We start from the raw sequence: 15,847 nt of genomic DNA, 5'->3' as shown, positions 1-15,847 counted from the left end.
GCGGCTCAGGACATGGTGTAGACGACGACGCGCAGGTCGCCCGGGTGCAGCGTCAGCACGTCCAGGTCCAGGTCGAGGTGGCCGTGCACCGGGCTCGGCACACGCAGCCGGTCCGCATGGCCGCCCTCGGCGGGCGGGGCGTCCCACAGCCGCCCGAACTCGGGGCTCCGGGCGCGCAGGTCGGCGATCATCGACGCCAGCTCGGCGTCGCCCGGATAGCGGCGGGCCGTGTCGCGCAGCTCGGTCACGACGGTGGCACGGAAGCCGGCCAGCCGGTCCGGGGCCCGGAACACCGAGGGGCCGGTCTCCGTGAACGCCCGCCAGACCACGTTCCGCTCGCGCCCCGGCTCGTCGGGCACGGTGCAGACGTCGGTGTGCCAGAGCTTGTTCGCGTCGAGCACCGTCCAGCTCGCGTCGCAGACGCACACCGCGACCTCGGTCAGCCGGTCGAGCATCCGGCGGGCGGTCTCGGTGACCTCGCGCGGGACCAGGCCGTCCGGCTCGGGCGACGCGGCGAAGCCGGCCAGCGCCCGCAGCCGCACGTGCTCGCCCGGGCTCAGCCGCAGCGCCCGGGCGAGCGCGTCGACCACGCCCGGGGACGGCCGGCGCCGGCCCTGTTCCAGCCGCTTCAGATGCTCCTCGGAGACGCCGACGAGCCCGGCGAGCTCGTCGCGGCGCAGGCCCGGCACGCGGCGGACGGCGGGCAGCGACGCCGGCACTCCGGCCTCACCGGGAGTGAGCCGCTGCCGCAGCGTACGCAGCTCGGTCCCGAAGTCGTCGTCTGCCCGCACGTCCCCATGATGTCAGTCGCGCGCCAGGCGGGGCCCGCCCGGCACCGCCGCATCGGCGGTGTCCACGGGCTCCATGTAGAACCGCGACCGCCGGATCAGCCCCTCACGCACCGTGATGATGATGACGCCCCGCAGGTCCTGCCCGGCCGCCCGCGTGTAGTGCCACTCACCCCACGTCTCGTCGCCCACCTCGACCGCGTCCGTCATCGCGATCGTGATCTCCGGCGACGTCGTGAAGATCATCTCCCAGTTGCGCCGCACCTGCCCCGGCCCGTGCACGTCCCGCCCCGGATGCGCCGGCCACTCGCCCGCGAAGTCCGGCCCGAAACAGGACTCCACCGCATCCAGATCACGACTGTTCAAGGCGCCGATCAGGCGCTCCACCAGAGGATTGCTCATGCCGATCGACGCTAGCCGCGGCCCGCCCGCCCGGCCTGGTCCAAGATGTACCACCGCGGTGAGTACGCTGCTCGCGCATGACGGACCACACGGCTTACTGGAACGGCGCCGGCGCGGCGAAGACCTTCACCCACCCGCTGCACGCCGCGTGGATCCGCCGCGCCGACCGCATCCTCGACTACGGCTGCGGATACGGCCGGACCGTCGCGGAGCTGGCCGGGCTCGGCTGCACCCGGGTCCGCGGCGCCGACCCGTCGGCCGCGCTGATCGAACGGGGCCACCGCGAGCGCCCGGATCTCGACCTGTGCGTAGCTGATTCACCGGACCGTCTCGCGGCGGGCAGCTTCGACACGGTGCTGCTGTTCGCGGTGCTGACCTGCGTGCCCGCCGACACCGCCCAGCGCGATCTGGTCGCCGGCCTGGCCACCCTCCTGGTCCCGGGCGGCCGGCTCTACGTCAGCGACTACGTGCTGCAGAACGACGACCGCAACCGCCACCGATACGACACGTGGGCGCGCGACCACGACGACCCGTACGGCACCTTCGCCACCACCGACGGCGCGGTGTGCCGCCACCACGACATCGCCCATCTCCGTTCCCTCCTGACCGGGGCCGGACTGACCCCGGAGGAGGAACGGCCGATCACCGTACGGACCATGAACGGTCACGACGCCCGGGGAACGCAGCTGCTGTACCGCTTGCCCGGCGGAAAAGAGAGAAGGAGCCGGGCGTAATGCCCGGCTCCTTCCCGCGCCCAGCCCCTCAGCCAGGCACCCCTCACCACAAGGGTCTGTGTCCCGCTACTTGCCGAAGCCGGCCGTCAGACCGCTCAGCAGCTGCCGCCGGCCCAGCGCGTAGAGCACCACGATCGGCAGCGTCGTCAGCACCACGGACGCGGCGATCGCCGGGACGTTGATGCTGTACTGGCCTTGGAAGGCCGCCAGGGCCAGGGGCAGGGTGCGCTGCTCGGAGCTCTGGGTCAGGATCAGCGGGAGCAGGAAGCCGTTCCAGGTGAGCAGGCCCTGATAGATGGTCACGGTGACCAGGGCGGGCCGGGTCAGGGGGAAGACCAGGCGCCAGAGGGTGCCCCATTCGGTCGCGCCGTCCATGCGCATGCTCTCGAAGAGTTCGCGGGGGACGTCCCGGATGAAGTTCGACAGGACCAGGACGCTCAGGGGGATCGCGAACGCGACGCTGGGCAGGATGATGGCCAGCAGGGTGTCGTAGAGCTGCAGGCGGATGATGATCAGGTAGACCGGGATGATCACCGCTTGCAGGGGGATGGCCAGGCCCATCAGGAACAGCGAGTTGACGCCGCGCAGGAAGCGCTGACCGGTGCCGCGGACGATGGCGTACGCGGCCATGAAGCTGATCAGCACGGCCGGGAGCACGGCGCCCACCACGACGACGACGCTGTTGACGAAGTAGCGCGGGAAGTCGGACTCCAGCACCATCCGGTAGTTGTCCAGGGTGGGCTCGCCCGCGGGGGCGAGCGGGTTCTGGACGAAGTAGTTGCTCTGGGTCTTGAAGCTGGTGATGACGATCCAGTAGATCGGCACCACCACGATGACCAGCCAGATCAGGCTGCTCAGGCCGGCCGGCCAGTTGCCGGGCCGCCAGCGCCGGGCGCGCCGCGGCGGCGGGGGCGACTCGACGTGGACGGGACGGCCGGTGGTCATGGTCGCCACCTCAGGCTCCTTCCAGCTGGCTCTCGTCGGCGTCGCCGCCGAGCCGGCGCAGCAGCAGCGCCAGGCCGAGGCCGACGAGGACCAGGATGACGGCGATCGCGCTGGCCGGGCCCATGAGACTGGCCTTGAAGCCGCGCTGGTACATGTCCAGGGCCAGGGCCCGGGTCGCGTCGCTCGGCCCGCCGGCGGTCAGCACGTAGATGAGGTCGAAGAAGGTCAGGGAGCCGACCACCATCAGCGTCGACGAGGTGATGATCGTGTACTTGAGCTGGGGCAGCGTGATCCGGAAGAACTGCCGGACCGTGCCGGCCCCGTCCAGCTGCGCCGCTTCGTACAGGGAAACGGGGATCTGCCGCACCCCGCCCTGGTAGATCAGCGAGTGGAACGGGATGAACTGCCAGGACACCACGAAGACGACCACGCCCAGCGCCAGGTTGCCCCGGCCGAGCCAGTCCTGGGTCAGCAGGGACGAGCCCAGCCCCGGCCCGAGGCCGAAGTTCGGGTCGAGCAGCGCCTTGTACGTGATCGCGAGCGCGGCCGAGCTGAGCAGCAGCGGCAGGAAGTAGATCACCGCCAGCACCTCGCGGTAGCGCTGCCGCCCGGCGAGGAACGTCCCGATGAGCAGGCTCAGCGGCGTCTGGAAGAGCCACGAGAGCGCCATGATGAGGAACGTGACCCAGAGGGCGTGCACCAGGCCCGGGTCGCCGAGCACGGCCCGCCAGCTGGTGAGGCCGGACGGGTGGATGTCGCCGAGGCCGTCCCAGGTGGTGAAGCTCAGCGCGACGACGCCGAGCAGCGGCACGACCCCGAAGGCGAGGAACATGAGCAGGGCCGGCACCGCCATCCAGGCGACCGGCCCGCTCCGCCCGCCGTTGACGGTGGTCTTCTTCTCCCGTACGGCGGGCGGCGCGAGGGTCGTCATTTGCCGATGACCGCGTTCATGTTGGTGATGAACTGGTCGGGCGAGATCGACACCTGGAACAGCTTGGCGATGTTGTCCAGCAGGGCCTCGGCGGCGGTGGGGCTGAGGGCCTGGTCCCACGACTGGGCGAAGGTCTTGGCGTTCGACGACGTGTCGTAGATGAACTTGAGGAACTCGGCGTCCTTGGAACCGGCGAACTGCGCGTCGGCGCCCTTGACGATCGGCACCTGGCCGGCGTCGACCCAGCCCTTGACCTCGGTGTCGTCGAGCACGCCGGAGGCGAAGAACTTCTTGGCCAGCTCCTTCTGCTCGGGCGTCGCCTTCGAGGAGATCGAGTAGTACTGGCCGGGGTTGCCGACGGTGTCGCTCGGGTCGCCCTTGCCCCCCTCGACCGGCGGGAAGTTCATCCAGCCCAGCTTGCCGTCCTTGACGAAGTTGCCGCCGTCGTTCTGCATGCTGCCGTACGTCCACGCGCCGTGCACCATCATCGCGGCCTTGCCGGTGTAGAGCAGCGCCTGGTCGGCGTTGGAGTCGGCGGTGATCGACGAGAAGCCCTTGACGAAGCCCTGCGCGTTGATGAGCTTCTGCATCTCGGTCAGCGCCTGCTTGGCCGCGGGGTGGGACCACGCGTCCTTCTCGCCCTCGAAGACGGCCTGGAAGACCTCGCTGCCGCCGATGCGGTCGAAGAGGAACTCGAGCCACATCATGTTGGTCCAGCGGGACTGGCCGCCGAGCGAGAAGGGCGCGATCTTCTTCGAGTTGAAGAGGGTCACCAGGTTCATGATGTCGCCCCACGACTGCGGGGGAGTGGCGCCGGCCTTCTCGAAGACCTCTTTGTTGTAGAAAAGGACGATGGGCGCCACGGTCTCGGCCGGCATCGCGTAGATCTTGCCGTCGATGGTCGCCGGGCCGAAGGACGACGGGAACAGCCGGTCCTTGACGGCGGCGTTCTGGCCGAACCAGTCGGTGAGGTCCTCGACCTGGTTGGCCTCCACGTAGCTCTTCAGGCCGCCGCCGCCCCAGCCCCAGATGACGGTGGGGGCCTGGCCGGCGCCGATCGCCGTCTTGATCTTGTCCTTATACGCGTCGTTCTGGACCGCGTTCGGCGTGATCTTGCCGCCGTTGTCACCCTTGTTGAACCGCTCGACGGCGCCGCCGCGGATGGTCTCGCCGGGGGCTCCACTGAGGAACCAGTAGTCGGCGTTGGCGCCGCCGCCCGAGGAGGTGCCGGGGCCTGAGCTGCCACAAGCGGCCAGTGCGGCCGCGGCGCCGGTGCCGGCGGTGAGGGTGAGGAACGAGCGGCGGGACATCGGTATGCGTGTCACGGAAGTCTCCATACGAAGGGCGGCGCGGCCGCTGGCGGACGGTCTCCGGAAGTTCCGAAAGAGGCCCGTAAGTTATCGGGAGGTTTCGTTAACGTAGGGTTTCGGCCGAGGTGTGTCAAGAGTCTCAGAGGCGGTTGTGCGCGGCTGCTGAAACGCCGTCCCGGTATCTTTGGGAACGCTCCCACGCGAACCGGTCCATCCTGCCGTTCCATGCCGCCGGAGATCGACAGTCGAGTCCGAAACTTTCGAGCCCAACGGTCGCCCGCCCGCCATGCCGTGGTCGCCATGTGGACACGCGCCGGCCGCTCACGATCTATTGGATCGGCATCGGTCTATCTCATCGAGATCGCGGGAGACTCGCATGTCCGTACGGAGGATCGCGGTGGCCCTGGCCGTCGCCCTCGGCTGCACCGGCCTCGCCCTGCCGGCCCCGGCCCACGCCGCGGTGAGCCGGTCGCAGCTCGCCCTGCGCTGGGCGCCCATCCACTACCAGGACGTCGACGCCACCGGCAGCCACGCGCTGGGCGGCAGGAGCGACTACATCACGAAGGTCGACTTCGACGGCGACCTGACCGGCCGGAACAACTGGGACAACGCGGCCACGGCGGGCGCGAACTTCGGCGCGGCGGCCTACTACTCGGTCGTCGAGACGAGCAGCCACTGGTACATCACGTACTTCTTCTTCCACCCGCGCGACTGGGTCGACCACCCGTTCTTCGAGACCGAGCACGAGAACGACGGCGAGGGCCTGCTGCTGGCGATCGAGCGCGACGGTAGCGACTACGGCGTGCTGCGGTCGGCGGTCACCGTGGCGCACAGCGACTTCTACTCGTACGCCCCGGCCGGCAGCACCTGGTCCAACGGCGGCGAGACGATCGACGGCACCCTGCAGCTCCAGTCCTCGCCGCACGACTCCTTCCAGCACCCCGTCACCGCCCAGGAGGCGCAGGGCCACGGCCTCAAGGCGTACCCGCAGTACACGATCAACGGCGACGGGCTGGTCTACTACCCGTCGACGACGAGCGAGACGCCGGGCAGCGGCAACGACCGCGACGTGCAGTACCAGCTGATCGACATCTTCGCCGCCGGCGGCCTCTGGGCGCAGCGCACCAACACCAGCCTGTACGCCTCCCTGGGCACCTTCGCCGGCGACACGTCCGGTGACTGCGGCGTCGGCACGTACTCCTGCGGCACCAACTCGGCCAACGCCCCGTGGGGCTGGGACGACGGCAACGACGTCCCGGCGCGCGGCGAGCTGGCGACCGACCCCGCCAAGCTGTCCGCCGCGTACTTCACGATCCCGGGCACGTTGTCGCGGACGTACACCTACAACCCGTACTCCTCGGCGGCCGCGGCCCTGAAGGAAGCGGCGAAGACCCTCCCGCGCACCATCGACTGACCCCGGGCGGGCCGGCGCGGTGCCTGCGACCAGGTCGCCGCGCCGGTCGCTCCGAACGGAGCACGGCGTATCCACCGATTCGCGCCGTTCGCCCGCCGTTCGTGCCGATGGCTGCCACCCCGGAGTGAACCGCCGCTTTCCCGGCCGGCCCCCGTCGCGCCGGGTGATGAAGTCGGTGGCGTTGCCCGGTCGGTGGAGGTTGGTTCATGGCGGTCCGTCGCCTCATTGGTTGGTCGCTCGTGCTCGTGCTGGCCCTGGCCGGCTGTGATGCCAAGGTCCCGTGGGCGGGTGGTGCCGCCGGCGCCGGCGACACCCCGTTCTCGCTGCTCGCCCTGGGTGACTCGTTCTCCGCGGGCGAAGGTGCGCCGGTCCCCGGAGCGGAGGACGGGTTCCTGCCCGGCACCGACGTGAAGAGCAACCGCTGCCACCGCTCGAGCGAGGCCTACGCGTACGAGCTCTACCGTCGGCTGGGCGGTGACTGGTCGCTGACCTTCCGGGCCTGCAGCGGCGCCAAGCTGGAGAACCTCGGCGTCCCGATCACCGACCGGGCACTGGGCGGGACCGCGCTCACCCGGCGCCAGTGGGACGAGCCGCTCCAGACCGATCTCGGCGACCGCCGGTACGACCTGGTGACGATGACCATCGGCGGCAACGACCTGAACTTCGCCGGCATCCTCAAGGACTGCGTGGCGAACGGATGGGTGAACAACGCCGTCCGGTTCACCGCCGGCCGGCTCCTGCAGAACCGGTTCCACAAGAATCTGTGCCAGGCGAAGCACGAAAAGCTCGTCGACGCGGCACTTCCGGCTCTGGAACCGAAGCTGGCCGAGGCGTACCGGGGCGTCAAGAAGCTCACCAAGCCCGGCGGCCAGGTCGTCGTCCTCGGCTATCCGCTCTTCTTCCCGGACGACCCGCCGGGGACCTGCCGGAGCGGCGCGGCGGCCGACTTCGGCGCCTCGGACATGCTCTGGCTCAACAGCGTGGCCCGCCGGGCGGACGCGGCCATCGAGCGGGCCGCGATCGCCGCCGGGGTCTCCTACGTCGACGAGCACAACCTCTTCCGTACGGGCGGTGCCGATCACGGCGTGTGCCAGGACGACACCCGCGGGGAGACCGCCCGCTGGGTCAACCGCTTCATCGCCGGCACCGGCCGGAAGGGCGTGTTGCCGCACCAGGCCTGGTCGTTCCATCCGACGGTGGCCGCGCACAAGGCGGAGGCCGGCCACGTGCTGGCGTGCGTGCGGGACCGTTCGGTCTGCGATCCGGCCCGCCGCCCGTACACCTCGCTGGAGCAGGTCCTGCCCTTCCCGGACAAGTTCGGCCATCCGCCGCTCGGCGACTTCGGCGAGGACCCGCGCCGGCTCGACAGCGACGCGGCGGTCCGCGAGGAAGCGATCGCCACCCGGCCGGTCGGGTGCCTTCTCTACAACGGCTTCCTCACCGACCCGGCGACCCGGTCGGTGGTGCGGGCCAACGCGACCTACCCCTTCGTCGTGGACCAGGGCGGCGACGGTGCTCGCGAGATCGGCACCCTCCGCGTGCATCTCTATCGGGTGCCCGGCGGCCGGCGCGAGCCGCTGCGGAAAGCGATCACCGGGTGGCCGGAGAAGTGCGTGCTCCGCTACTTCCGGGACGGCCGGGTGCGCACGATGCGGACCGCCGGGCTCGCGCTCGAGCCGGGCGGCGAGGCGTATCGGAGCGTCTTCTTCCGCTGGGACCTTCCGGGCGAGATCTGGGGTGGCTACTACTCGGTCGGCTACAGCAACGGCTATCTGCTGGACATGACGTGGCACCTGCGCTCGGACGGCGTCCGGGACCCGGGCGCGCGGGTGCGCCGGGCCGTCGAGGACACCGCCGCGGTGGTCCGGCGCGAGATCGACGGGTATCTGCCGACCTCGTTCGACCAGCGCTGACGCCTCGGACGGGCGCCGTGCCGGCTCTGCACAGGGCTGCCGTGCTGTCGCTTCACAGAGCTGGGCGGCGAGCGCGGCGGCCATCCCGGACTGGGAATGGTCGGAATCCTCCGCGCTGTCGCGGACGACCAGGTCGGTGACTCTTACAGGGCTGCCGTGCTGTCGCGGACGATCAGGTCGGTGGCGAGCTCGAGGCGCGGGGTCTCGATCTCGCCGCCGCCGGCCAGGCGCAGAACCGTACGCGCGGCCAGCGCCCCCATCTCGGCCAGCGGCTGCCGCACGGTCGTCAGCGGCGGCGACGTCCAGCGCGCCTCGGGCAGGTCGTCGAAGCCCACGACGCTCACGTCCTCGGGCACCCGCAGGCCCGTCCGGCGCGCCGCCTCGTAGACGCCGAGCGCCATCGTGTCGCTGGACGCGAAGATGGCCGTCGGGCGGTCGGGCCGCTGGAGCAGGGCGAGCGCGCCCTCGTAGCCGGACTTGTAGTCGAAGTCGCCCTCGACGATCAGGCTCTCGTCGACCAGCGGGCCGAGCGCGGCGCGGAAGCCGGCCAGCCGCGCCTGGCTGCACACCATCTGCATCGAGCCGGTGATGAAGCCGATCCGCCGGTGCCCCAGCGACGTGAGGTGCTGACTGGCCGCCATGCCGCCGGACCAGTTCGTCGCGCCGACGACCGGGATGTCCGGCGGGGCGCCGCCGGCCGGGTCGACCACGACGACGGGGATGTTGAGGCGCTGCAGTTCCCCGTACGCGGCGGTGTTCGGGCTGGAGATGACGAAGATGACGCCGTCGGAGCGCCGGGCGTACAGGTTCTGCAGCCATCTGCGCGTGTCGGCTGAGCGTTTGTGCACGGCGGACAGCACGGTCCCGACGCCGGCGCCGTGCATGACGTCCTCGACGCCGCGGATGAGCTCGACCGCCCACGGGCTGTCGAGGTCGTTGAAGACCAGGTCGATCAGGTTGGCGCGCCCGGTCTGCTGCCGGGACGTGCGCCGCCGGTAGCCGTGCTGCTTCAGCAGCTTCTCGACCAGGTCGCGGGTCTGGGGCGCCACGTCGGCCCGCCCGTTGAGGACCCGGGACACCGTGGGCACGGAGACGCCGGCCTCCTCGGCGATCGCGGCGATGGTCACGCGGGCCACGCGTCCTCCTCGGAAGTTTCGGGGACAGTTCCCGGAAGTATTCCACACCGCGCGCACATCTCCCCGCCACCCATTAACATCAGCGATTGTCGATGGAAAAGGGGTGCGCTGTGCGAGTGCTGAGCGTTTTCGCCGCGATGATGCTCGTTTTGTCCGCGACGGCGACGGCGGCGCCGGCGTCCACAGCGCGGGCCGCGGCAGTGGCGCCCGGCGGCTATCAGGTCGGCGTCGGGACCGGCGACATCACCGGCTCGCCGGCCGAGGTCGGCATGCTCGGGTACGCCGACCCCGCCCAGACCACCGCCGGCCTGGCCTCCCGCCAATGGGCCCGCGCCTTCCTCGTCCAGGACGCCGGCGGCAAGCGCGTCGCCTTCGTCAGCGCCGAGGTCGACTTCATCACCCAGGCGGTGCACACCGAGGTGCTGCGCCGGCTGGGAACGCCCTACGACGTGTCCAACCTCGTGCTCACGGCGACGCACACGCACTCCGGCCCGGGCGGGTTCGACGAGCACACGCTCTACAACCTGACGACGCTCGGCTTCGAGGCGCAGACCTTCGAGGCGCTGGTCGCGGGCATCGTCCGGGCGGTCGAGCGAGCCGAGTCCGGGCTCGCGCCGGGCACGGTCAAGATCGCCGAGGGGACGCTCGCCGGCGCGAACGTGAACCGCTCGCTCCCCGCCTTCGAGGCGAACCCGGCCGCCGACCGCGCGACCTTCCCCGGAGCTGTCGACACGCGCATGTCGGTGTTGCGTTTCGAGCAGGGCGGCGTCCCCGTCGGGCTGCTCAGCTTCTTCGCCACGCACGGCACGTCCATGCGACCCGACAACCACCTCATCAGCGCCGACAACAAGGGCTACGCGGCGCACGTGGTCGAGCGGGACAACGGACCCGCCTTCGTGGCCGCCTTCGCGCAGACGAACGCCGGTGACATGTCGCCGAACCTGCGCAACGGCGGCGCGGAGGGCCCGACCGACGACCAGGCCGTCAACACGCGCATCATCGGACAGCTCCAAGCGGACAAAGCGACAGAGCTGTTCGACGGCGCCACCGAGGTGCTGAGCGGCCCGATCGACGCGCGCGGCCGGTACGTCGACTTCTCGAACGTCCAGGTGGCGGGGGAGTACACGCCGGACGGGCAGCCGCACCGCACGTGCCCCGGCGCGCTCGGCCAGAACTTCACCGCGGGCGCCGAGGACGGACCCGGCCCGGACATCGTGGACGAGGGCGACCTCACCGCCAACCCGCTCCTGCTCGTCGCGGGCATCGTGGTCAACCCGACGCCGCCCGCGGTCCGCGCGTGCCAGGCGCCGAAGGACGTCTTCCTCGGCTCGGGCAGCCAGAACCCGCCGTGGACGCCGCAGATCATGCCGGTCCAACTGCTCCGGATCGGGCAGCTGGCGATCAGCACCGCCCCCGGCGAGTTCACGATCGTGGCCGGTCAGCGGGTCCGCGAGGCCGTCGGCGCCCCGCTCGCCGGGGTCACGACCCACCAGATCCTGGCCGGCTACGCGAACGCCTACGCGGGCTACGTCACGACCCCGGAGGAGTACGACCGGCAGCACTACGAAGGGGCGGCCACCCATTTCGGGCGGTACACCGGGCCCGCGTACGAGCAGGAGCTGGCCCGGCTGGCGACGGCCCTGCGCGACGGGACGGCCACGCCCAGCACCGCGCAGCCGGCGTCCTATCCGCAGAACCGGATCAGCGTGCGCCCCGGCGTCGTCCTCGACACCCCGCCGCTGGGCAAGTCGTTCGGCAGCGTGCTCGTGGAGCCGGACGCGCAGTACGAACCCGGCGCGGATGTGCGAGTGGACTTCGTGACCGGGCATCCGAACAACAACTTGCACACCGAGGGTACGTACCTCGAGGTGCAACGCCTCGACGGCACCACCTGGACCACCGTGGCGACGGACTCGGACTGGCAGACCACCTATGCGTGGAAGCGGGAGTACCTGGGCGTCTCGACGGCGACGATCACGTGGACCGTGCCGGCGGACGCGCGCGGGGGGACGTACCGGATCATGCATCGCGGGGACGCGAAGGGCGTGACCGGGGCGATCAAGCCCTTCACCGGCACCAGCCGGCCCTTCACGATCATCCGATAGGGCGCTTGTTCCGCCCGTTACGGGCATGTCCGGATTTGCGGCCGGGGCGTTGAAGCCCTCGTGCGCAACTTGACCTCAGCCCTTCGCCGGACGTTGCTGATCGGCGCGGCGACCGCCCTCGTGTCCGTGGGCGGCGTCGCGCTGGCCGACATCGTCTCCTCCTCGCCCACGCCGTCCCCCTCGTTCAACGGTCCTGTCTACGCGATCGCTCATCGCGGCGATGTCGTCTATGTCGGCGGTTCGTTCACCGGCGCCGTCGCCGCCGGCAAGACCGTGGCGCGGGACCGGCTCGCCGCCTTCAACGCGCGGACCGGCAAGCTGCTCGACTGGAACCCGGGCGCCGACGCGACCGTGCGCGCGCTGGCCGCCGACGGCACCACCGTCTATGCCGCGGGCGACTTCGACCGGGTCGCCGGCATGGCCCGCGACGCCGTGGCCGGCCTGGACGCCACGACCGGCGCCCTCACCCCGCTCAAGCACACCGTGCTCGGCCAGCCCAACGCGCTCGCGGTCGGCAACGGCAAGCTCTACCTGGGCGGCCGGCTGACCTCGGTCGACGGCGTCGCCCGGGCGAACGTGGCCGCCTTCGACACCGCCACCGGCGCCCTGTCGACGTGGGCGCCGACCACGGACGACACTGTCAACGCGCTCGCGACCGCCGGCACCCGGGTCTTCCTGGGCGGCGCCTTCCACAAGACCAATGGTGTCAGCTCGACGCTGCGGCTGACCGCGGTCGACGGGGTCACCGGCGTGCTCGACAAGACGTTCCTGCCGAAGCCCGTCTCGCAGGTCTTCGCGCTGGCGGCCGACGCCAACGGCGTGTACGCGGCGCTGGGCGGACAGGGCGGGCGCGCGGTCTCGTACACCCTGGGTGGTCAAGCGCGATGGACGCGCGTCTTCGACGGTGACGCGCAGGCGATCGCGGTCCTCGACGGCACGGTCTATGTCGGCGGCCACTTCGACAAGGCGTGCACCACGACCAACAACGGGGTCAAGGGCCTGTGCACCGACGGCTCGGTCCCGCGCGTGAAGCTCGCCGCGATCGACGCCACCGGCAACCTCACCCCGTGGGCGCCGATGGGCAACGGCGTGGTCGGCGTCCGGACGCTGGCGGCGGACCCCGCGTCGAAGCTGCTGAGCGTCGGTGGCGACTTCACCACGATGGGCGGCAGCGCGCAGAAGCGCTATGCCTCGTTCAACGTCTCCGCGACCGAGGGCACCAAGGTTCCGCCGGCGCCGCCGACGCCCTACGCGGCGTCCTACAACTTCGACTCGACCGTGCCCGACGGCAGCTGGGACGACGGCTCCGGCAACGGCCACACGCTCAAGGCCGCGGCGGCCAACGGCGGCGCGGTCCGCATCGGCAAGCACGGCTCCGGCCAGGGCATCCAGTTCCCCGCCAAGTGCACCGGCGCCAACTGCCCGCGCGTGGTCCTGCAGGCCGCCTCGGCCCCCGGCCTCAACCCGGGCGTGCGCGACCTGCGCTACGGCGCCTACATCCAGCTTTCGCCGGCCGAGACCTCGGCGGGCGAGAACATCCTCCAGAAGGGTACGTCCACCGCGCCCGGCGGCCAGTACAAGCTCCAGGTCGACGGCGTCTCCGGCAAGCCCAGCTGCGTGCTGTCGGGCAAGGATGCCAAGGAGCTGCACGTCGCCAAGAGCCCCAAGTCCATCGCGGACGGCGAGTGGCACACCCTCGAATGCCGGCGTACGGGCACCCGGCTCGAGATCCTCGTGGCCGACCAGGTCGAGGGCAGCGCCACCGTCCCGGCCGCCCTCGCCATCGACAACACCCAGCCCCTGAGCCTCGGCGGCAAGGGCACGGGCGTCAACAACGACCAGTTCCACGGCGGCCTCGACGACGCCTGGGTGGCGGTCGGCTGACCGGTCGCTCCGGGGTGGCCGCGCCGGCCGCCCCGGGCCGCCGTCAGCTGAACAGTGTTCGAGCGCCGCTCTGCCGTCCTCGCTCATGCTAGCGATCGCGGCCGCTCAGAACGCGGCCCAGAACTCCAGGGACACCGCCTCGGTCGGCAGGTTGCAGCCGGCGAAGGCGCTCGGCATCGGATCCTCGTCGAGGAGGCGGAAGCGCAGCGCCAGGCGCACGAACTCCTGCTGCTGACCGGTCAGGTCGCCGAAACTCGCCGTGTCGGGCAGCGGGCCGCCGGGGAAGAGAGCGCCCAGCAGGAGCTCGACCATCGAGTAGTAGACACGCTCGGGGCGATGGTTGCGCAGCTGCTCGAGCAGGATCTCGGCCAGTAGCGGGTTGTCGGCCGGGCTCAGAGTCTCGAGGGCCCAGTAGGCGCCGCGGGCCGGCTCGCCGAAGAACGGCCAGTCGTCGACCGGGTCGTCCGGCTCGACCACGCACTCGGCCAGCTCGGTGAGCAGGTGGACGTCGGGTGAGTCGGTGAGCTGGGCGATGGCGGTCAGCGCCGAGAGGTGGGCGAGCGGGTGGGCCGTCTCACGCCAGCGGGTCAGGACGTCGAGCAGGGCCGCGTCGCCGACGTCGCCGCACTGCCCGGCCGCCACGCACAGCGACGCCGCGGCCATCGGGCTCGTCTCGGCGGCGAGCTGCGCGGTGAGGGCCGGCACCGCGGCCGGTGACGGGTGGGACGCGACCAGGTGGGCGGCCCCGATGCGCAGGCGCGGGTCCGGGTCGTGCAGCAGTTTCACGTACGCGGAGAAGCCCGCACCCACCGCCTCGTAGGCCCGCCGCTCCCAGCCGTGCGCCCCGGTCGCCGGCGGGTCGAAGTGCCACGGATAACGGTCGGCCGGGTCGTCGGGCGCCCGCGACAGCCGCCACTCGAACCGGCCGCGCGTCAGCTCGCCCAGCGCCGGCCCCGACCGCCGCGTGCGGTGCCGGGGCAGCTGATCGTTGTCGGAGATGAGCGCCAGCAACTCGTACGCCTCGTGGCGCCCGTGCCCCGCGCTGCCCAGAATCTCGACGAGGAACGGCACCGCGGCGACGCTGGCCTCGAACTTGGCCCCCTGCCGCGCCAGCATGTGCCCCAGCTCCGAGCGCGCGTGGCCCCGCCGCGCCGGGTCGTCGGAGCGCAACGCGGTCAGCAGGCCGGGGACCTCGGTCGCCGGCCCGTACGCACCCGTCAGCGAATCGAACACGGCCAGAAGTTATCAGCCCCCGGCGACAAGATCCGCCGGGGTCAGCGGGCTGCGCCGAAGCGGCGCCGGTAGTCGGCCGGGCTGACGCCCATGTGCTGGGCCCAGGCGAGCACCGGCGCCGGGGACTGGTCGGTGGCGGCGGGCACCGGGCGTTCGATGAACTGGCGCCGCCCGCCGTCGCGATAAGCCGCGGAGACCAGGCCGCGGCTCGAGCCTCCGCCGCCGGCGGCAGCCCGGCTGGAGCTCAGCTGCGCTGGCGGCGGGCGCCGGTCAGCTGAAGGCGGCCGGATAAAGGCCATACGAGTAGCCGGAGGGGTGCTCTGTCATCTTGGTGAAGGTGAGCACCCCGTGGTGCACGCGGACGCGGCTGAACGTCAGGGTCACCTTCTCGGTGTGGTACCGGCCGCCGGCGCAGTAGGGGTCGCAGTCGTTGTAGTGCAGGATCGCGGTGGCCCGGGCCGACGTCATGGTCACGCTCTTCCAGCGGACCGACGTGTAGCCCCAGTATGTGGTGCAGCTGATGTCGATCACCGACGGCCGGAAGTCGACGTAGTAGCCGCCGGTGCAGCCGGTGACGATGCCCGGGAGCTGGACACCGCGGACGGCGACATGGTCGGTGCGGCTGGGTGCGCCCTCCGAGTCGCATTCGCAGTAGGCGACGGCCTTCCAGGTGCCGGAGTGGTTCTGGGCCTGGCGCCTCGAGTACGTCCCGTTCCGGACCGGCGTCGAGTTCTGGTAGACCCAGCTGTCCGAGCCGTCCGCCTTGAAGAAGAACTTGACTCCGCTCTGGAAATAGATGTTCGTGTTCCGGCCGGACAGGGTGACGTAAGCACCCTTCTTCACGGGTTCGGGCGACGCGTCGAAGGTGAAGGAGCCCGCGCCGGAAGAAGCCTGGGCCGGCCCGGCGATGACGACCGGGCCGACCAGCGCGAACAGAGCGATCAGAGCAACGACCAGGCGATGCGCCATGGATCCACCCTCCCGACGACGTGGCAGACCCTCCTGTCGGTCGGGGCCGGCGCGACTTGAGGGCCGCCGATCGCGATATTCCG

13 protein-coding genes are annotated in these 15,847 nt (G+C 71.2%); 5 read left to right on the top strand and 8 right to left on the bottom strand.

Translation table 11 applies throughout. The annotated features are described in order from the left end of the window. Positions 1 to 5 precede the first annotated feature (5 nt). Both RAN62_RS12020 and RAN62_RS12015 read right to left on the bottom strand, forming a co-directional pair. Complete coding sequence (locus RAN62_RS12020) at positions 6 to 791, bottom strand: helix-turn-helix domain-containing protein (protein ID WP_305784647.1); 786 nt, start codon at positions 789 to 791, stop codon at positions 6 to 8. A gap of 12 nt (positions 792 to 803) precedes the next feature. Beyond that, a complete protein-coding gene (locus tag RAN62_RS12015; protein WP_305784646.1) occupies positions 804 to 1,190 on the bottom strand; it encodes a nuclear transport factor 2 family protein in 387 nt (128 codons plus the stop codon). Positions 1,191 to 1,267: 77 nt separating this feature from the next. Here RAN62_RS12015 and RAN62_RS12010 point away from each other — a divergent pair, with 77 nt between their 5' ends. After that, positions 1,268 to 1,924: a class I SAM-dependent methyltransferase gene (locus RAN62_RS12010; protein ID WP_305784645.1), complete on the top strand. Its 657-nt coding sequence runs from the start codon at positions 1,268 to 1,270 to the stop codon at positions 1,922 to 1,924. Between the two features lie 66 nt (positions 1,925 to 1,990). Here the strand turns inward: RAN62_RS12010 and RAN62_RS12005 are convergent, their stop codons facing one another. Genes RAN62_RS12005 through RAN62_RS11995 form a run of 3 tightly spaced genes read right to left on the bottom strand, consistent with a single transcriptional unit; the run spans position 1,991 to position 5,125 of the window. Then, positions 1,991 to 2,869 carry a carbohydrate ABC transporter permease gene (locus RAN62_RS12005; protein ID WP_305784798.1) on the bottom strand — a complete coding sequence of 293 codons (879 nt, stop codon included), beginning with the start codon at positions 2,867 to 2,869 and terminating at the stop codon, positions 1,991 to 1,993. 10 nt (positions 2,870 to 2,879) lie between these two features. Further along, a complete protein-coding gene (locus RAN62_RS12000) occupies positions 2,880 to 3,800 on the bottom strand; it encodes a carbohydrate ABC transporter permease (protein WP_305784644.1) in 921 nt (306 codons plus the stop codon). Further along, entirely contained in the window at positions 3,797 to 5,125 is a 1,329-nt protein-coding gene (locus tag RAN62_RS11995; RefSeq protein ID WP_305784643.1) for an extracellular solute-binding protein, read from the bottom strand. Before RAN62_RS11995 ends, RAN62_RS12000 begins: the two co-directional genes overlap by 4 nt. Before the next feature lie 361 nt (positions 5,126 to 5,486). On the opposite strand from RAN62_RS11995, the gene RAN62_RS11990 reads away from it, so the two are divergent. Both RAN62_RS11990 and RAN62_RS11985 read left to right on the top strand, forming a co-directional pair. Next, entirely contained in the window at positions 5,487 to 6,524 is a 1,038-nt protein-coding gene (locus RAN62_RS11990; RefSeq protein ID WP_305784642.1) for a hypothetical protein, read from the top strand. Positions 6,525 to 6,730: 206 nt separating this feature from the next. Further along, a complete protein-coding gene (locus tag RAN62_RS11985) occupies positions 6,731 to 8,437 on the top strand; it encodes an SGNH/GDSL hydrolase family protein (RefSeq protein ID WP_305784641.1) in 1,707 nt (568 codons plus the stop codon). Between the two features lie 143 nt (positions 8,438 to 8,580). Here RAN62_RS11985 and RAN62_RS11980 read toward each other — a convergent pair whose 3' ends face one another. Then, entirely contained in the window at positions 8,581 to 9,573 is a 993-nt protein-coding gene (locus RAN62_RS11980; protein WP_305784640.1) for a LacI family DNA-binding transcriptional regulator, read from the bottom strand. A gap of 110 nt (positions 9,574 to 9,683) precedes the next feature. Between RAN62_RS11980 and RAN62_RS11975 the strand changes: the two genes are divergently transcribed. Both RAN62_RS11975 and RAN62_RS11970 read left to right on the top strand, forming a co-directional pair. Next, on the top strand, positions 9,684 to 11,678 hold the full coding sequence (locus RAN62_RS11975) for a neutral/alkaline ceramidase (protein WP_305784639.1): 1,995 nt from the start codon (positions 9,684 to 9,686) through the stop codon (positions 11,676 to 11,678). 60 nt (positions 11,679 to 11,738) lie between these two features. Continuing rightward, entirely contained in the window at positions 11,739 to 13,562 is a 1,824-nt protein-coding gene (locus RAN62_RS11970; RefSeq protein WP_305784638.1) for a LamG domain-containing protein, read from the top strand. A gap of 105 nt (positions 13,563 to 13,667) precedes the next feature. Here RAN62_RS11970 and RAN62_RS11965 read toward each other — a convergent pair whose 3' ends face one another. Together RAN62_RS11965 and RAN62_RS11960 are read right to left on the bottom strand one after the other, a co-directional pair. Then, positions 13,668 to 14,795: a HEAT repeat domain-containing protein gene (locus tag RAN62_RS11965; protein WP_305784637.1), complete on the bottom strand. Its 1,128-nt coding sequence runs from the start codon at positions 14,793 to 14,795 to the stop codon at positions 13,668 to 13,670. A gap of 270 nt (positions 14,796 to 15,065) precedes the next feature. Beyond that, positions 15,066 to 15,764 (bottom strand): hypothetical protein, encoded by a 699-nt coding sequence (locus RAN62_RS11960; RefSeq protein WP_305784636.1) that lies wholly within the window; start codon positions 15,762 to 15,764, stop codon positions 15,066 to 15,068. Positions 15,765 to 15,847: the final 83 nt, after the last annotated feature.

The sequence above is a fragment of the Symbioplanes lichenis genome, assembly GCF_030709675.1.
Classification (GTDB): Bacteria; Actinomycetota; Actinomycetes; order Mycobacteriales; family Micromonosporaceae; genus Actinoplanes; species Actinoplanes lichenis.
The sequence above is the reverse complement of the archived record's forward strand: the minus strand, read 5'-3'. Positions and strand labels throughout refer to the sequence as shown.

Excerpts from the sequence above, each read along its gene's own strand:
- RAN62_RS12015 (WP_305784646.1), bottom strand. The coding sequence starts at position 1,190 with ATGAGCAATCCTCTGGTGGAGCGCCTGATCGGCGCCTTGAACAGTCGT.
- RAN62_RS12010 (WP_305784645.1), top strand. The coding sequence starts at position 1,268 with ATGACGGACCACACGGCTTACTGGAACGGCGCCGGCGCGGCGAAGACC.
- RAN62_RS12005 (WP_305784798.1), bottom strand. The coding sequence starts at position 2,869 with ATGACCACCGGCCGTCCCGTCCACGTCGAGTCGCCCCCGCCGCCGCGG.
- RAN62_RS12000 (WP_305784644.1), bottom strand. The coding sequence starts at position 3,800 with ATGACGACCCTCGCGCCGCCCGCCGTACGGGAGAAGAAGACCACCGTC.
- RAN62_RS11990 (WP_305784642.1), top strand. The coding sequence starts at position 5,487 with ATGTCCGTACGGAGGATCGCGGTGGCCCTGGCCGTCGCCCTCGGCTGC.
- RAN62_RS11985 (WP_305784641.1), top strand. The coding sequence starts at position 6,731 with ATGGCGGTCCGTCGCCTCATTGGTTGGTCGCTCGTGCTCGTGCTGGCC.
- RAN62_RS11960 (WP_305784636.1), bottom strand. The coding sequence starts at position 15,764 with ATGGCGCATCGCCTGGTCGTTGCTCTGATCGCTCTGTTCGCGCTGGTC.